This window comes from Haladaptatus sp. SPP-AMP-3 (genome assembly GCF_049568665.1).
In the GTDB taxonomy this organism is placed as follows: domain Archaea; phylum Halobacteriota; class Halobacteria; order Halobacteriales; family Haladaptataceae; genus Haladaptatus; species Haladaptatus paucihalophilus.
This window is the reverse complement of the sequence record NZ_CP145899.1, coordinates 13,005-28,307: the sequence shown is the minus strand read 5'-3', so window position 1 is coordinate 28,307 and position 15,303 is coordinate 13,005. Positions and strand designations below refer to the sequence as shown.

The following is a 15,303-nucleotide window of genomic DNA, read 5'->3' as shown; positions in this document are numbered from 1 at the left end:
AAATGGCACCGACTGTTAGCGTCATCGTGCCGACGTACAACCGCGCGGACGCCATCCCTCGAACCATCGAGAGCGTCCTCTCGCAGACGCTGGAGGACTTGGAACTCATCATCGTGGACGACGCATCGCAGGACGACACCGAGGAGGTCGTTGCATCCTACGACGACGACCGAATCCAGTTCGTCCAGCACGAGGAAAATCAGGGCGCGAGTGCCGCGCGAAACACCGGCATCGAACGGGCGAAAGGAGAGTACATGGCGTTTCTCGACTCGGACGACGTGTGGCTCCCCACCAAACTCGAAAAGCAGGTCCTCACGCTCGAACTGCGGTCCGACGAATGGGTCGCCGCGTACTGCAAGGCGGAAACCGTCCACCCAGACGGACAGAATCCGTTGGTGAAAGCCGCGACACAACTCATCTCACGCCGGAACAAGACCGAGGGTGCGGAAGGTGGGAAGGAACTCATCGGGCCGATGTTGAGCGATGACCTCCATACGAGCGCGGGCTCGACGCTCATCGTCGAGAGCGATATCGTCCGCGAAATCGACGGGTTCGACGAGTCGTTCTCCCGGTTTCAGGACCCGGAGTTCCTCATCCGCGTTCTCAAGCACGGGAAGCTCGCCTGCGTGAACGAGACCCTGCTGCTCCGATACGAAACGGGGTCGCCACCGGCCGATTCGGTCGCCAAAGCGGACGAACACTTCCGTCGGACGTTCTCCGAGGAAGTTGAACGGCTCGAACAGCAGGGAATCGACGTGACCGGCGCACATCATTACATTCTCGCCCGCCACTATTTGGATGAGGGTCAGTTCCGGACGGGGTTTCGATACCTGCGCCAGTCGCGTCGGCCGGAACCACGACAGCTTCCGGGACTGCTGTTGAACCTCTATAAGGGAGTCAAAACAAACATCGGATGACACAACCCCGATACGCACACTACTATCTGGCGCTCTCGGTACTCTCGACCCTCTTATTCGGCGGTAGCGTCTTCGATTTTGGTCCGTTGGGGATGCTGTCGCCGACGGAAACGACGGGGGTAGTGATCGTATCGTTCCTGGTACTGACTATTTTTCAGTCAATGACAAAAAGATAGACACTCCCACACATTTTTCGAATCTCACGAATGCTCTCCGAAGAAACATAAATTCGCGCTCAGTTCACTCTGTTCAAACCGTACAATCGCAAGACGTGAACGGAATGCAACGGCTCGCAAGAAAGCGAGAGAGTCGGTCTGATTTATGATGTGTCGCCGTATGCAATCCATCGAAGAATCATGAGCGCTACGACGCAAACTCTCTCTGAAGCCACGTCGTTGCCGAACGAGGATGAACCGGTCGCGCTGACGAAGGACAAAATCTTCCACATCCTCCAAACGCAACGTCGGCGACACGCACTCCGATACCTGAAAGAACACGACACGCCGGTCGAGATGCGCGACCTCGCAGAACAGGTCGCGGCGTGGGAAAACGATACGACCGTGCAGGCGCTCGCTTCGGACGAACGCCAGCGCGTGTACATAGCCCTGTACCAATCTCACCTCCCGAAACTCGACGAAGAAGGGATCATCGAGTACAACAAAAGTCGCGGCATCGTCGAACGCGGCCAGTTAGCTGACGAGTTCGACCCCTATCTCGAACCGACTGAAGGTACTGACGCCGACACTGACGTGTCGGAAACCGATATCGACATCGAATCGGAGAACAACCGCTGGTTCAGTTACTATCGGTGGGCGACCGCACTGAGCGCGGGAACGTTCGCGGCCGCGTGGCTGAACGCGCCGCTCATTTCCGCTGCCTCGACCAACGCTCTCGGTGCGTTCGTCGTCGGTCTCTACGCGATGATCTCCGCGATGCAATTCATACTTCGGTAAGGTTCCGGTCCCGGTCCGACCGATCCAGAACAGTCTGTTTTTATATGTGTTTTATCAAATATAAATGTATATGATTAACATTTGTCTGACACAGAACTATATGCCAAAGGAACTAAGCACCCCACTACGTAGTCGAAACAAATGTTCGGTCCCCGGAACCGTGACTGGTGGTCTATCTGCGCTATCCTTGTCGCTTTCCTCGTCGTCGGTGTCGCGTTGGTTCCGGCGTCAGTCGGAGGGAAAGACGAGGCGGATACCGGACGGATTATCTCGATAAATCGAACCGGTAACGCCGTCGTCACGACCACGAACGGCGTGACGTACGTCTGGCAATCGGAGAAGTACACCGCCGATGTCACATATCAGATAAACGCGAGCGAGGGAAAGTACTCGGTCTGTCTGTACGATAACCGTACCGGCAGCGACCCGGAGGAACTCGACTGTCAGAGCACGACGATCGGAAACGGTTCGAAAGCGACCGTCTCGCTCAACGGTTCCAACGCGACGAAAACCGGCGAGCGAACGCTCTACTTCCGCCTTCGACCGACCTTCGGGAGCAACGTCCCGACGTTCGACAGCCGCAGTATCAACCAGACGGTCATCACGAAAGGGGGCGACCTCGACCAGGACGGTCTGACGAACGAGTTCGAGGTTTCGAAAATACGAACGGACGATTGGCCGAAAGACGCGTTCAACGACCCGGACATGGACAGCGACGGCATCAACGACGGGGAAGAGATACACAAACGGAAGACGAACCCGATCAGCAACGACAGCGACGGCGACGGTCTCCTCGACGGAAAGGAGATCCTCGTCGGGACGAACCCGAGGAACGCGGACAGCGACGGTGATGGGATAGACGACGGAAAGGACCCGAAACCGATGAGCACCGCGGACACCACGTCGTCCACGACGATCGCGGGTGGGGGACAGGAAAAATCGGGGGGATTCTCCGGGTTACAATGGTTCCTTATCGGCCTCCTCGGATTCGCTATCGGCGGTGGTGCGGTGGCCTTCTGGCGGAACAACCACGATAACGACGACTCGAATGCGGACGCATCGATGCCGGTTTCCGGTGACACAGCACCACCGCCGACTGAACCGGAGGGGGACGACGAGGACGACATCCTCACGGACGAAGGGCTCGTTCTCAAGCTGCTCAACGAGAACCGCGGACGGATGAAACAAGTCGATATCGTCGACGAAACCGGGTGGTCGAAGTCGAAAGTCAGCAGACTGCTCTCCCGGATGGAAGAACGGGGCGACATCAACCGATTGCGCGTCGGTCGGGGGAACATTGTATACCTCGATGGCGCGAAACCCAGCGGCGCACGGTCGCCACACGAAGGAGATTCGTATAGCTGAATAGATATTTAAAAACCGCGCACAGGCAAGGGGGAACCGTTTCAACAATACAGAGTTTCGACACGGTTCCGTCCAGTTTCATCTCCTTAATCCCTGGATAATAATGGTGGTACCCTGTGATGGCGGAAACGATGTCGATAGACATGAGCAGTTCCCGGAACGCCGACGACAGCACGATGGCCGATACGCAGTGTCGCAATTGCGATTCGTTCGTGACGCCGCAGTTCGCCCGCGTGTTCGGGAACAACCGAAACGAGGTGTACGGGTGTTTCGAATGTATGACGGCGACCGAAGTGAAGAAAGGTCGCGCCAACGACCCGGTGGAAGCCAACCGCGCCCGTGAGGAAATGCGGTAGTGTCCGTTAGGCACCTTTTCTCCACCGCAGTTCTCTCGGACGCGAACGATGCGAGTGACTACTGAAACCGAATCGTAACGAAAAGCGCGGCGGATGTACTACTTGTCGCGAGAGACTTCCTCGTTCGGGCGTGTCATCGACCCCTCGGAGAGGGAGACACCGGGATAGAGGCTGGTGTTGATACCGGTTTTCACGTCGTCACCGACGACGACGCCGAACTTCCGTCGGCCCGTCGAAACGCGGTCACCCTTCACGGTGTGTTTTACCGACTCCCCGTCGTGGCGGAGATTGGCGACGTTCGTCCCCGCGCCGAAGTTCACGTCGCGGCCGAGGACGCTATCCCCGACGTACGAGAGGTGGCCGACCGTCGCACCGGGCGACATGACGCTGTTTTTGACTTCGACGCTGTGGCCGACTTTCGCATCCTCGTCCACGAGCGTCGCCCCGCGGATGTAGGCGTTCGGTCCGACGGACGCACCCGAACGGATGAGTGCCGGTCCCTCGATGACGACGCCGGATTTGACGGTGGCACCATCCTCGACGACGACGTTTCCGTCGAGCGTGGCTCGCTCGCTCACGTCCCCGCGGACGTCGCGTTCCAATTCGTCGAGTTTCCACTCGTTCGCTTCGAGCAGTTCCCACGGACGACCCACGTCGAGCCATCGCTCCACTTCGACGGCGGTGACGTCGTACTCCTCGATGACGCGTTCCACGACGTCCGTAATTTCGAACTCCCCGCGTTCGCTTTCGCCCACGTCGAGCCAGTCGCGCGCTTCCTCGGGGAAGACGTAGGCCCCCGTGTTGGCGAGGTTCGTCGGCGGGTCGTCCGGTTTCTCGACGATACCCGTCGCGCGCGCTCCGTCCGTGGAGATGACGCCGTAGTTCGAGGGGTCCTCGACGTGATACGTCCCGACCCCCGGACCGTTCGAGAGGAGTCGTTTCACAGCCGCGGTGTCATAGAGGTTGTCGCCGTTGAGGACGGCGAACGGGCCGTCGATGTGCTCGCGTGCCGCACGAACCGCGTCCGCGGTCCCGCGCTGTTCTTCCTGTACCGAGTATTTGACCGGGATACCGGCGTACTCCGCGCCGAAGTACTCCCGAACCGTATCAGCTTCGTACCCGACGACGAGGACGAGTTCGTCCGCACCCGCCTCGACGGCGGCGCGCGCGGTATGTGCGACGAGTGGTTCCTCTGCAACCGGCAACATGGGTTTCGGACACGATGCGGAAAGGGGTCGCATTCGTGTACCCTCACCCGCGGCCAGAACGATTGCCTGCATAGCAGTACCTTCCGCTAGAAGGCGTATAATTATTCACGGACTAACGTCGGGACTACAGTCGAGTCGTGGAGCGGTTCGACGAGAGGATGTCGCGAAACGGATTCGATTGCTCACGGGATGGCAGTTCCGACCAGACGTCCGTCCCCTCGTAGGTTCGACCGAACTCCACGTATTCACGGAGCAGCCACAGCGCGTGATTTTTCGACCCGAGTCCGGGGAGAAGCGTCCGCGTGACCCCCTTCCGAGCAACGAGGGCCTGCCACTCGTCGCCGACGCGACGACAGAACACCGACTCCTTCCCATCCGACCACTCGATGGCACCGTAGACGTTCCGCAGAAGCCGATAATCGCCGAGACGGGCCGGAATAGCGCCGTGGTATCCGTCCGCCTCCTTGACGACGTGGCTGGCGACCTGACTCATAGATATCCCTCGCTCGCGTCGTGGCACACCCGAATCATCTCTACCAACTCGTTTCGGAGAACAGGGGAAAGGTGTTGACCTTCGTGTCCCCATTCTTTATATAGGGGGACGATATATTGGCGTCCGTTCAACATAAAATGGCGAAAAACGCAAGACGTAGACCGTTTTTCTGCTGTCGGGCAGCGAATAGAACGGTGTGAAACCGTATTCCCCCTTTTTGGGTCTCGGGGAAAAAGGGAGGTGTAATGAGTGCGACCGAAAGCCGCCACGAGGTTTCCGACTTGGTTGATTCGTTCGTCGGCCTCGAAATCGAAGACCCCCTCCGCGTTACCGTCGCAGATGTCGATATCGATTGTCACGTTCACGACATCGACCGGACGAACGACCGATTCACCATCCTCGTGAAAACGTTCGCCGGAGACTATCTCCGCGTCGAAACCCAGTGGGCCGGTGGATGGCTCGACCCGCAAGTGGACCGACTCAAGCCGGTGGCGGAAGAGCGACAGCCGCTCGGCAAGCTACAGGACGTCGAAGCGGTGTGAAAAGGCGCCAGGGAGAGCGGCGTCGGGGTGAGCCGTTTGGAGGAGGACTGTTCTTATCGTTTGGCGAGCCGTGTGATTTCGACCATCAGGTCGATACCATCGGCACAGCGGAACGTCCACGCACGGTCGAAGCCGATGCCCGACCGAGAGGCACTACGGAGGAGGGATGACAGTTCGGTTTCGAACTCCGTTTCCCCCATCGTCGGGGCGTATTCGTCACAGGAATGCGTGGTGTCGGGATCACCCACGAGTCGCGTCACTTCGACCATGAGGTCAGGATGGTCATCGTCGTGACGGAACGTCCACGAGCGGTCGAAGGTGGCGCCACCGCGGCGGGCCGCAACTAAAAGGGTTTTCAATGAACCCTCGAATTCTTGGGGACCTGTCCAGAGAGCGGCACTGTCAGTTTGGCTCATTTTCGCTTTCCTCGATTTTGCCATCTCTTCGGGGGGTAATAAAAACAGAAACTCGTCGTGCACCGTTTCAGATAGTTTCAAACCGCGTAGGTTGCGGTTTGGGAGCCTGAAACCCGAAAACAGACACCTCGAAATTTACCGCCGAGGAGAGACGCGATCCAGCTGCTCAGTCAACAGTCCGTTGACGGATTGCGGGTTGGAAACGTTTTCGAACACGAGGTTGTCCGTCGTAACGCCCGCCGTGTGTATAGTTACCGTGCCATAGTCGAGGACGCGCTCCAAAACCGACTGTGAGAAGGCGGTGTTTCGAACCCGGTCGAGTCGTATCTGCGTGACGTCCTGCGCGAAGACGCCGCGTTTGTGATACACCTCTTCCGTCGTGAGGACGAACCACTCGCTTCGCCACCGAACGAAGGGGGGAATGGCGATGGCGAAACCGACCGGGATGAGGAGGACGCCGACCCAGCTGATCCCACCGAAGACGTTGCTTCCAACGACTCCCGCGCCGAGCAAGAGGAGGGCGATACCGAGGACGATGGGCGGGAGAACGAAATAGACGCTTCGATGACTGGCCCATAGTACCTCTTCGTTGGGCGTGAGGTGAAGCCACGGCACGTCGAAATCTCTTGCCATGATATGCCAGAACGAGAACGGCAAGCGTCTTTATGTTTTGCCGCGAATGCGGGGAAAATCGAACCGGAAACGATGACGAAGGCGATTCGATCACTCCTCACCCGTCGTCGGTGGCCGCGCTCCTCGCCGACGTGGCTCACGACGACAGTACGATTTTCCCGCTCGGTGACGTTCGATACACCGTGGGAGAGATGAGCACAGTTCGGGTCGCACTGGGACAGCGGAACTACACCGTGGGTGATATCGCGGGGAACGAACGAAAAATCGTGGACGACATCCACCGCGCACGCGAAGCGAACGCCGACCTCGTGGTGTTTTCGGAACTCGCACTAGTCGGCTACCCGCCGCAGGACCTCGTGAAACGGACGGCGTTCGTCGACACACAGCGCGAAGCGCTCGACCGAATCGCGGCGGAGACGACCGACATCACCGCCCTCGTCGGATTCGTGGCCCGAAATCCCGAGGCGTACGGGAAGGAGGTGCGAAACGCGGTCGCGGTCTGTCGGGATGGAAACGTGGTAGGCCGAACCGTAAAACGACTCCTCCCGACCTACGACGTGTTCGACGAGGACAGATTCTTCCAACCCGCGACGCGGCAACCGGTCCACGCGCTCCCCGACGGCACCGAACTCGGCGTGAGCGTCTGTGAGGACGCGTGGAACGAACCCGACGTGTGGGAGCGGCCGGAGTACGACGAAGACCCCATCGAGGACCTCGTTGACGCGGGAACGGACCTGCTCGTGAACTGCTCCGCGAGTCCGTTCTACGGCGGGAAAGGTGCGTTTCGGGAACGACTGTTCGGCGCACACGCGAAAGACCACGGCAAATGGCTCGTCTTCGTGAACCAAGTCGGGGCGAACGACGAACTCGTCTTCGACGGTCGGTCGTTCGTCGTCGCACCCGACGGGACGTTAGCCTGCCGACTCGCCGCCTTCGAGGAGGATTTCGCCGTCTACGACGTCCCACTCGATGTCGAGTCACCCCCGACGTACGACGTCGCCGACGAACCCACGACGGGCCCGGCCGAAATCCGGTCGGCACTCGCCCTCGGAATTCGGGATTACGTCCACAAGACGGGGTTCGGGAAAGTCGTCGTCGGTCTCTCGGGCGGTATCGACTCCTCGATAACGGCCGCGCTGGCCGCCGACGCGCTCGGCCCGGAGAACGTCCTCGGAGTCGGCATGCCGACCCGATACACCAGCGACGCGAGCGAAATCGACGCCCGCGAGCTCGCCGAAAACCTCGGCATCGACTTTCTCGACCTCCCGATAGAGGACACCTTCCAAGCGTTCGAGCGCGAGCTGACGCCGATTCTCGACGAAACGCCGGGCGTCACGGAGGAGAACGTACAGGCCCGAATCCGAGCGACGACGCTGATGGCGATCGCCAACGAACAGAGTCGTCTGCTCCTCGCCACGAGCAACCGGAGCGAACTCGCGGTGGGCTACACCACCCTCTACGGCGACATGTGCGGTGCGCTCGCTCCCATCGCCGACTGTCCGAAGACGTTCGTCTACGACCTCGCAAAACATCTGAACGAACGCGAGGAAACCATCCCCGAGCGCGTCATCGAGAAACCGCCCTCCGCCGAGCTTCGAGCGGACCAAACGGACGAGGACGACCTCCCGCCGTACGAGATACTCGATTCGATTCTCGCGGGATACGTGGACGAGGGGCAAACGACCGACGAACTGGTCGAATCAGGACACGACCGCGAGACGGTCGAGCGCGTGCTTTCGATGCTCCATCGCGCCGAGTACAAGCGCTTTCAGGCCGCCCCCGTGCTGAAGGTGTCGCCGAAGGCGTTCGGCGTCGGGTGGCGGTACCCGCTCGCGGCGAACTACGAGGGTGTACTGTCGAAGTGAGCGGAACGTGCTACGTCGTCTCGTTTCACTTTCACCGAACTTAGAAATGGTTTTTATACCCGTGTAGCGTAAATAAAGTTCGGTGAGGAGGCCGGTCCGTCCTTTGCATCGAGGAATGGTTGTATGAGAATCAGTAGTACAACGACGGGGGACTCTCCGTCAAACGATTCGAGAGACGAATCGCTCGCCGAACCGACGACGCGGTGTCGTCGGTTCGGCGAGTTGCTGAAGGTGTGGGGAAGCGCTATCGAGGTGTGGCTGAAAATCCTCGGGTTGCTGGTCGTCGGACTGGCGACGCTGTTGCGGTCGCTCCCGCTCCACTGATCCGGAAAGCGAGGGCGAATCGTTCCGTTACTTCCCGCCACGGAAGCGGGACACGAAGCCCGAGACGTACTGTGCGAGCGTCAACCCGAACACCAACCCGACGAGACCGAGCCCGCCCCAGAGGACGAGCGTCGAAGGAAGGTCGCCCGTCTCGGCGGGGGGCCGGACGTCACCCAATCCGTCGGACTCCTTCCCGGAGTTACCGTTGTCGTTCGAACCGCTAGCGGCCTTCCCGACGTACCCCGCATTATCCGAGTTTTGCAACGGCTCGAGGTTCGGCTTCGTGGTGGTCGTGACGTGTTCGTCCAACCACGGCGTCATCGACTGTCCGGCCACGTCGGCAACGATTTTCTCGAAGTCGGCGTAGGTGACCGTCCCGTCCCGTCGGTTCATCCGGTCGAACACGTCCATGAGACTCCGCTTTCCGTCCGTTGCCTTCTGTATCTTCTCGTCGAGCGCCCAGAGGGTGAGCGCGCCGCGGTAGTACGGAACCTCGCGGTTTGCCCACGTGTCCGGGTTCGAGAGCACGGACTCGTCGTACGGCTTCAACGAGAGCGTGTCTGCGACGGCGGATTTGGACGTCCGCCCCTGCTGCATGGCCAAGTCGGACGCGAAGTACGCGGCGCTCGCCTCGCGGAACCAGCTCATTCGGTCGCCGAGGTCGAACGACTGGCGCGTGTGGATGTACTCGTGCAGCCAGAGGTTCTGCGGGTCGTCGAGCCGAGCGGCCTCGTGTACCCACAGTTCGTCGTACTTCGGCGAGGCGTACCCGCCGCGCCATATCGGGTCGGGGAGGACGAACAGCAACACGTCGTCCGGAGCCTCCCCCGGAATCCGCTCGCTCGCCGCGGCGAGCGAGTCGAAAACGTTCCGCGGCGACTCGGCGGGTGCCGCGTCGGCGGCGACGATCATCCGGAATCGTTGCCCGTTCTCACGGCGGACGTGTTCGTCGTACTTGCCCACGTAGGTGAACGCCGACCCGAGAACACCGGCGTCGGCGAACGAGACGCTCCGCTTCGGATACTCGTCCTGAAACGGATGGAAGTAACTCCACTCGCCGTCTCCGCTCTCCCCCCACGCGACCGACACCCGCGGCGTCGGCGCGAGCGTCCAGTCGTCGGTGGCCGCGAACTCCCGGCCGCTCCGCGATTTCACGCTGGTGGTTATCGTCATCGAGGGCGATTCCGTCTCCCCGTCCCACCGGAGCGCGTGGTTTCCGTTCTTCGTGCTGTCGGCGACGAATCCCTCGGGGGACACCACGTTTCCGGTGTAATTGATGAGCCAGAATCGGTGTGCGTCATCCGGCGTCTCGAAATCGAGGTGGTACCGAACCACCCCGTGATCCGCCGGACGACGCTCGACGGAAATCGAAACTCGCGGCGGGCCCGACGACGATTGCGCCGTCGCTGGCGGGACGAACGTCCCGGCGACGAGCGACAGCACGAGTAGCAGTGCAACTGTCCTCCCGGAAACCAGACCCACAGACCCCATCGACAGTGCCGTCGAGAGGATGGCGTTTTGTTATACGTCGCCTGAAGCGAAACAGGGGACGTCAAACCCGTAGCGCGGCGTTACGAAGCAAGCAGATAGAAAGGAAAACATGTCTTGTGGCTAAGCACCGTTTCGCTCTGAATCCCCGCGGTTGGTATCGTCCATCAAGAGCCTAATTGAGTTGATTGTGGTTGTAGTGGTGTCCGAACCGCTGCAACCATCAACGAGTGCTCAACCGACTTCCTTACAAAATGAGTGAAAGCAGTCGATTCGAGCGTCACGGTCTGAAAACTTCTCCTCGAAATTCACACTGTCTTTCGCATCGTTCGATCGATCGTCGCATATCATCTCCACACCCAAACATTGATACAAAAATAATATATCCCATATCATAGTATACTATTTTAATTAATGGGGAAATCATACAGTCATCTAGCATTCGGTGCGATACTAATCCTCGCTTTGCTCGCGGGATTCTATGTGAATAGCACTCATGATTCCGTGAGACGTGACCGAAACATCACAGTCTCAACGTGCGCGTCATTACCCGACTACAACTACCAGCAGATACTCTCACGCGTCGAACGCATTAAAGGAATGCAACTGCGGCAAAATCTCTCGATGTGTATCGAAAGATTCCAGGGAGGGGTCGATACAACGCCAAATGGGGGACGGTTTGCACGCGTCGACGAGGCGGGTCTCACCTTCTTCGAACTCGACGCGACGATAAATTCGCGGCAACGATCATCACTTGGCCATACAACGTTTTCACCAAGTGGTGGGCCAATAGAGATCTATCTTGCGAACGAAACGGTCGTCGAAAACGTCACGTGGATCTCGTACGAAGGGCTTGTCACCCACGAACTGAGCGACGCCATCGAAGCATCAGAAGCGACTGCCGTTGACGGTTCTTCGAACGAGCGTGCAGCCACGATACGAACAACTGATGCGATTCTCGCCCGAGAGGCAGTCGCAAACGGCATCTCGCTGTACGTCTCGGATTTGTACATCGAACAATATGGAGGACATTTGAACGTTTCCGCATTGAACACCGATGATCGCAACTGGAAGCGCCAGGTGGTTCAGTCGGTGTACTACTCGGGGTATCGTTACAGCAAGCAAACAGACCAGCGAGCCACCCCAGAATCTGATCGACCAAATTCGACGGCACAGATTCTACATCCAGACGAGTCAATCCACGTTCATGGGTATCCATTGCGTCCGAACCTATCGATGAACTCACTGGACCACATCCAAACAGACCGCATCGGCGAGTTGTTCCTCCGAGAAACGTTTAGAAGTAAAGGCGTCAGTTCCGACCGTGCAACCACCGCCGCTGATGGATGGACGAACGATCGGATGGACTACTTTCGGGCGAACGACTCCACTATCGTTACATGGAGGGTTACATGGGAGAATACAGACGAAATGACTGAATTTCTCGAAACATATAACGAAGTCTACGATTACGAACGAGTCGATTCGCTTCGTTCAATCACATGTGGAAAACCAAGTCGCTATCTCACGACCTCCGAAAAAACGGTGACGGTTGTCTCCTGTAGTGATTAACAACGGGTGAGTGGGTCACAGCACTGACGTCTGCTGCCGAATGGTTGGTACAGTCGCAGGTGGTTGTGATAGTGTACGAGCGGCACAATTCGTCGGTGACTGCTCTCCCAACCGCCAATCCACGAATTGCGGAAACAGCTGGCCTGCATCTCGTGCGTGTATGTGTGCAAAACCATTATTCGGTGAGGCTTCAGTCGGTATCACCAACCCATCCGCTCAATCCAAATCGTTCGATGGTAATCAGATAGCCAAACGTAAATCGCTCGCCTGCGATACCCGAAGCATGGACGACTTCGAGAGCCTCAAAGGCTTTTACGACCGCTACCCCGAGGAGTGGGCGGCGTGGCGCGAAATCGTGGACACCGTCGAGGAGACGGCCCGCGAGTTCGGCTTCCGCGAAATCGACGCCCCGAGCGTCGAACCGACCGACCTCTTCCGAGTGAAATCGGGCGACGAAATCGTCGAACAGACCTACAGCTTCGAGGACAAGGGCGGACGCGAGGTCACGCTCATTCCCGAGCAGACGCCGACCCGTTCGCGGTTGGTTCAACAGCGAAAAGACCTCGGAACGCCGATAAAGTGGTTCGACACCTCGAAACGCTGGCGCTACGAGGCGGTCCAGAAGGGCCGCGACCGCGAGTTCTTCCAGACCGACATCGACATCTTCGGCGTCGAATCGGTCGAGGCCGACGCCGAAATCATCGCCTGTGCGGCCACCATCTACGAGAAACTCGGCGTCGCCGACGCGGTGGAGTTCAGGCTGAACGACCGGCAACTGCTCGACGCCCTCCTCACGGCCATGGACGTGGAAGGGAGCAAGGACGTGATGCGCGTCATCGACAAGAAGGAGAAGCTCAGCCGCGAGGAGTTCCTCGACAACCTCGAACTCGAAGGCGTGGACCGCGCGACCGCCGAGGAGATCGACGAACTCACGGCCATCAGCGGCGAGATGGAGAGCGCGCTGGTCGAACTTTCGGACAAAGCGCCCGAGGGCGACGCGGCGGACGACGCCATCGAGCGGATGCACGACCTCTACGACGTGCTGTCGGCCTACGGCGTCGAGGATATGTGTACGTTCGACCTCTCCATCGTGCGCGGGATGGACTACTACACCGGCCTCGTCTTCGAGGCGTTTTCGACGGAGGGTGACCTCCGCGCGCTGTTCGGCGGCGGACGCTACGACCACCTCATCGAGCAGTTCGGAAGCCGCGAAGTGCCGGCCATCGGCTTCGCGTTCGGCTACTCCACGACGATGCACTTGCTCAAGGAACTGGGCGAGTGGCCCGACGAGGCGCTTTCGACCGACGCCTACGTGCTGACGATTTCGGATTCGGTGCGCGAAATCGGACTGGAGTACGCGAAGGGGTTGCGCAGTGCAGGACTGACCGTCGAAACCGACCTCACCGGACGAAGCGTCGGCGAGCAGTTCGGCTACGCCGACCGCATCAACGCCGAGTACACCGTCGTCGTGGGCGAGCGCGACCTGAACGAGGGCGTCGTAACCGTCCAGAACATGGATTCCGGCGAGGAAGAGCAGGTGCCGAAGGACGACGTCGTCGAGCACGTTCTCGACCGACTGTAAACCAACTCGGCCCGCTTTGGGCCGTTCCAGCGTTTCGTTTTTCAGTATTTTCGGTGTCTTCCACTCTCTACTCGAGGAGATGGTCCAGCGACGAGGGGAAGTAATTCGTCGTCAATACCACTAGATTATACCACGGGAGAATAAATCGTGGGACATGGCGTTCAGCGACCGACTGCTCGCGGCAGGCGACCGACTCTGGGAGGAACAGAAAGCACACCCGTTCGTCGTCGAACTGGCCGACGGAACGCTCGACCCGGCGGCGTTCCGCCACTGGGTCGAACAGGATTATCTATATCTCAAAGACTACGCCCGCGTATTCGCACTCGCCGGATGCAAGGCGCGCGACGAGGAGACGATGACCCACGCGTTCGACGTCGCTCACGCGATTCTCGCCGACGAGATGGACCTCCACCGGGCGTTCGCCGCCGAGTACGGAATCTCCCGCGGGGAACTCGAATCGGTGGAGAAGGCACCGACCTGCCTCGCGTACACGAACTACCTCCTTCGGATTGCCTACGAGGGAACCCTCGCCGAACTCGCGGCGGCCGTCTACCCTTGTGGACAGGGATACCTCGATATTGCAGATCACATGGCATCCATCGCGGACGGCGACCACCGTTACACGCCGTTCATCGAGAAGTACACGAGCGACGAGTTTCGGAACTCCGTCGCGTGGATGCGGACCTTCGTGGACCAGCAGGCCGAGGCGTCCCCCGGCATGCACGACGCGATGGAGGACGCGTTTCTGACCAGCACGCGCCTTGAAACGGCGTTCTGGGGCATGGCGTACGACCGCGAAACGTGGTCGAACACGAGATAGCGGACCCATCGAAGGGTCGCAATCAAAACTGTAAAAACTAGCAAAACTGGCAAAATTGTCAAAACCGTTCAAACAGTCCAAACCGCCAAATTCCGAATCCGCCGGAGCAATTTCGGACGTTCACTTTCACCCGACAGTGAATCGAAATGCGTCCGAAATGCGGGAAGAGGGAGGGTGAGCGGCGAGAACCGCGGGTCGTTTACTTTCGCCTCGGGTAAGAGTCGATATTTAGGACGGAATTATCGTACGGTACGATATGAGCGTACACGACATCGACGGACCGATTTCGAAGTGGCGCTACACCTGTCCGAACGGCCACACCAGTTGGGAACCGACGAACAGCCACTTTTGGTGTCACCAGTGTAGTCGATCATCCGGAACGGACGCCGAATTCTGGAAACTCCTGGACAGGAAGACGGGCGAACGACTCGCACGCGAAAAGGTGAGTATCCATGGCTAAGGCCGAGCGGGAGGACGCCGACGGCTCCGGACGCAGCGGTATCTGGAACCGACACAACCGTTCGAGTCGGCGCTGTCGCAATCCGAACTGCCGAAACGAACACGTCGACCCCACGTTCGCGCGAACGATGGGAACCGAGGACGGCATCGTTTTCGCCTGTCCGGAGTGTACCCGCTGGGCGGCCTTGAAGCGCGGAGCCGCCGCAGACCCGACTATCGACCACCGCGTCGATAGGGACTGGCGATAGCGTGTCCGGCGTTCGACGGGGCACGTCGAAACCACCGGCCTCGCCCACATCCCAAACAGTAT

General features: G+C 59.3%; 17 protein-coding genes. 12 read left to right on the top strand and 5 right to left on the bottom strand.

The features are described from left to right. The first annotated feature begins 2 nt into the window (after positions 1-2). The 4 genes from V5735_RS18655 (at position 3) to V5735_RS18640 (ending at position 3,591) form a co-directional block, all read left to right on the top strand. A complete protein-coding gene (locus V5735_RS18655; protein ID WP_423746453.1) occupies positions 3-917 on the top strand; it encodes a glycosyltransferase family 2 protein in 915 nt (304 codons plus the stop codon). Positions 918-1,273: 356 nt separating this feature from the next. Then, positions 1,274-1,870 carry a DUF7344 domain-containing protein gene (locus tag V5735_RS18650; RefSeq protein WP_423746452.1) on the top strand — a complete coding sequence of 199 codons (597 nt, stop codon included), beginning with the start codon at positions 1,274-1,276 and terminating at the stop codon, positions 1,868-1,870. Between the two features lie 141 nt (positions 1,871-2,011). After that, positions 2,012-3,235, top strand: coding sequence for a DUF7343 domain-containing protein (locus tag V5735_RS18645; protein ID WP_423746451.1), 1,224 nt, complete (start codon positions 2,012-2,014; stop codon positions 3,233-3,235). A 119-nt stretch (positions 3,236-3,354) separates the two neighbouring features. Further along, positions 3,355-3,591 carry a DUF7563 family protein gene (locus V5735_RS18640; RefSeq protein ID WP_007981253.1) on the top strand — a complete coding sequence of 79 codons (237 nt, stop codon included), beginning with the start codon at positions 3,355-3,357 and terminating at the stop codon, positions 3,589-3,591. 98 nt (positions 3,592-3,689) lie between these two features. Here the strand turns inward: V5735_RS18640 and glmU are convergent, their stop codons facing one another. Then, the gene (gene glmU, locus V5735_RS18635; protein ID WP_423746450.1) at positions 3,690-4,871 is read right to left on the bottom strand and encodes a bifunctional sugar-1-phosphate nucleotidylyltransferase/acetyltransferase; all 1,182 of its coding nucleotides are present in this window, start codon (positions 4,869-4,871) and stop codon (positions 3,690-3,692) included. Positions 4,872-4,923: 52 nt separating this feature from the next. Further along, positions 4,924-5,292 carry a hypothetical protein gene (locus V5735_RS18630; RefSeq protein WP_423746449.1) on the bottom strand — a complete coding sequence of 123 codons (369 nt, stop codon included), beginning with the start codon at positions 5,290-5,292 and terminating at the stop codon, positions 4,924-4,926. A 245-nt stretch (positions 5,293-5,537) separates the two neighbouring features. Here V5735_RS18630 and V5735_RS18625 point away from each other — a divergent pair, with 245 nt between their 5' ends. Beyond that, positions 5,538-5,834, top strand: coding sequence for a hypothetical protein (locus tag V5735_RS18625; protein WP_069450747.1), 297 nt, complete (start codon positions 5,538-5,540; stop codon positions 5,832-5,834). A gap of 53 nt (positions 5,835-5,887) precedes the next feature. Here V5735_RS18625 and V5735_RS18620 read toward each other — a convergent pair whose 3' ends face one another. Both V5735_RS18620 and V5735_RS18615 read right to left on the bottom strand, forming a co-directional pair. Beyond that, positions 5,888-6,193, bottom strand: coding sequence for a hypothetical protein (locus V5735_RS18620; protein WP_423746448.1), 306 nt, complete (start codon positions 6,191-6,193; stop codon positions 5,888-5,890). Between the two features lie 192 nt (positions 6,194-6,385). Beyond that, entirely contained in the window at positions 6,386-6,883 is a 498-nt protein-coding gene (locus V5735_RS18615; protein WP_423746447.1) for a PH domain-containing protein, read from the bottom strand. 191 nt (positions 6,884-7,074) lie between these two features. Here V5735_RS18615 and V5735_RS18610 point away from each other — a divergent pair, with 191 nt between their 5' ends. Then, complete coding sequence (locus V5735_RS18610) at positions 7,075-8,748, top strand: NAD+ synthase (RefSeq protein ID WP_423746465.1); 1,674 nt, start codon at positions 7,075-7,077, stop codon at positions 8,746-8,748. A 123-nt stretch (positions 8,749-8,871) separates the two neighbouring features. Further along, the gene (locus tag V5735_RS18605) at positions 8,872-9,072 is read left to right on the top strand and encodes a hypothetical protein (RefSeq protein ID WP_423746446.1); all 201 of its coding nucleotides are present in this window, start codon (positions 8,872-8,874) and stop codon (positions 9,070-9,072) included. A gap of 27 nt (positions 9,073-9,099) precedes the next feature. On the opposite strand, the gene V5735_RS18600 is transcribed toward V5735_RS18605, so the two are convergent. After that, a complete protein-coding gene (locus V5735_RS18600) occupies positions 9,100-10,563 on the bottom strand; it encodes a glycyl aminopeptidase (RefSeq protein ID WP_423746445.1) in 1,464 nt (487 codons plus the stop codon). Positions 10,564-11,160: 597 nt separating this feature from the next. On the opposite strand from V5735_RS18600, the gene V5735_RS18595 reads away from it, so the two are divergent. From V5735_RS18595 to V5735_RS18575, 5 genes are all read left to right on the top strand, one after another. After that, positions 11,161-12,132 carry a hypothetical protein gene (locus tag V5735_RS18595; RefSeq protein ID WP_423746444.1) on the top strand — a complete coding sequence of 324 codons (972 nt, stop codon included), beginning with the start codon at positions 11,161-11,163 and terminating at the stop codon, positions 12,130-12,132. A 283-nt stretch (positions 12,133-12,415) separates the two neighbouring features. Continuing rightward, positions 12,416-13,714, top strand: a complete 1,299-nt coding sequence (hisS, locus tag V5735_RS18590; protein WP_423746443.1) for a histidine--tRNA ligase — start codon at positions 12,416-12,418, stop codon at positions 13,712-13,714. A gap of 154 nt (positions 13,715-13,868) precedes the next feature. Further along, the gene (gene tenA / locus V5735_RS18585; protein WP_423746442.1) at positions 13,869-14,534 is read left to right on the top strand and encodes a thiaminase II; all 666 of its coding nucleotides are present in this window, start codon (positions 13,869-13,871) and stop codon (positions 14,532-14,534) included. A 256-nt stretch (positions 14,535-14,790) separates the two neighbouring features. After that, on the top strand, positions 14,791-14,994 hold the full coding sequence (locus tag V5735_RS18580; RefSeq protein ID WP_007981228.1) for a hypothetical protein: 204 nt from the start codon (positions 14,791-14,793) through the stop codon (positions 14,992-14,994). Then, positions 14,987-15,241, top strand: a complete 255-nt coding sequence (locus V5735_RS18575) for a DUF7563 family protein (RefSeq protein ID WP_423746441.1) — start codon at positions 14,987-14,989, stop codon at positions 15,239-15,241. Before V5735_RS18580 ends, V5735_RS18575 begins: the two co-directional genes overlap by 8 nt. The last annotated feature ends 62 nt before the right edge of the window (positions 15,242-15,303 follow it).

Coding starts and splice junctions, on each gene's coding strand:
- V5735_RS18655 (WP_423746453.1), top strand. CDS start 3: ATGGCACCGACTGTTAGCGTCATCGTGCCGACGTACAACCGCGCGGAC.
- V5735_RS18650 (WP_423746452.1), top strand. CDS start 1,274: ATGAGCGCTACGACGCAAACTCTCTCTGAAGCCACGTCGTTGCCGAAC.
- V5735_RS18645 (WP_423746451.1), top strand. CDS start 2,012: ATGTTCGGTCCCCGGAACCGTGACTGGTGGTCTATCTGCGCTATCCTT.
- V5735_RS18640 (WP_007981253.1), top strand. CDS start 3,355: ATGGCGGAAACGATGTCGATAGACATGAGCAGTTCCCGGAACGCCGAC.
- glmU (WP_423746450.1), bottom strand. CDS start 4,871: ATGCAGGCAATCGTTCTGGCCGCGGGTGAGGGTACACGAATGCGACCC.
- V5735_RS18630 (WP_423746449.1), bottom strand. CDS start 5,292: ATGAGTCAGGTCGCCAGCCACGTCGTCAAGGAGGCGGACGGATACCAC.
- V5735_RS18625 (WP_069450747.1), top strand. CDS start 5,538: ATGAGTGCGACCGAAAGCCGCCACGAGGTTTCCGACTTGGTTGATTCG.
- V5735_RS18615 (WP_423746447.1), bottom strand. CDS start 6,883: ATGGCAAGAGATTTCGACGTGCCGTGGCTTCACCTCACGCCCAACGAA.
- V5735_RS18610 (WP_423746465.1), top strand. CDS start 7,075: ATGAGCACAGTTCGGGTCGCACTGGGACAGCGGAACTACACCGTGGGT.
- V5735_RS18605 (WP_423746446.1), top strand. CDS start 8,872: ATGAGAATCAGTAGTACAACGACGGGGGACTCTCCGTCAAACGATTCG.
- V5735_RS18600 (WP_423746445.1), bottom strand. CDS start 10,563: ATGGGGTCTGTGGGTCTGGTTTCCGGGAGGACAGTTGCACTGCTACTC.
- V5735_RS18595 (WP_423746444.1), top strand. CDS start 11,161: ATGCAACTGCGGCAAAATCTCTCGATGTGTATCGAAAGATTCCAGGGA.
- hisS (WP_423746443.1), top strand. CDS start 12,416: ATGGACGACTTCGAGAGCCTCAAAGGCTTTTACGACCGCTACCCCGAG.
- tenA (WP_423746442.1), top strand. CDS start 13,869: ATGGCGTTCAGCGACCGACTGCTCGCGGCAGGCGACCGACTCTGGGAG.
- V5735_RS18580 (WP_007981228.1), top strand. CDS start 14,791: ATGAGCGTACACGACATCGACGGACCGATTTCGAAGTGGCGCTACACC.
- V5735_RS18575 (WP_423746441.1), top strand. CDS start 14,987: ATGGCTAAGGCCGAGCGGGAGGACGCCGACGGCTCCGGACGCAGCGGT.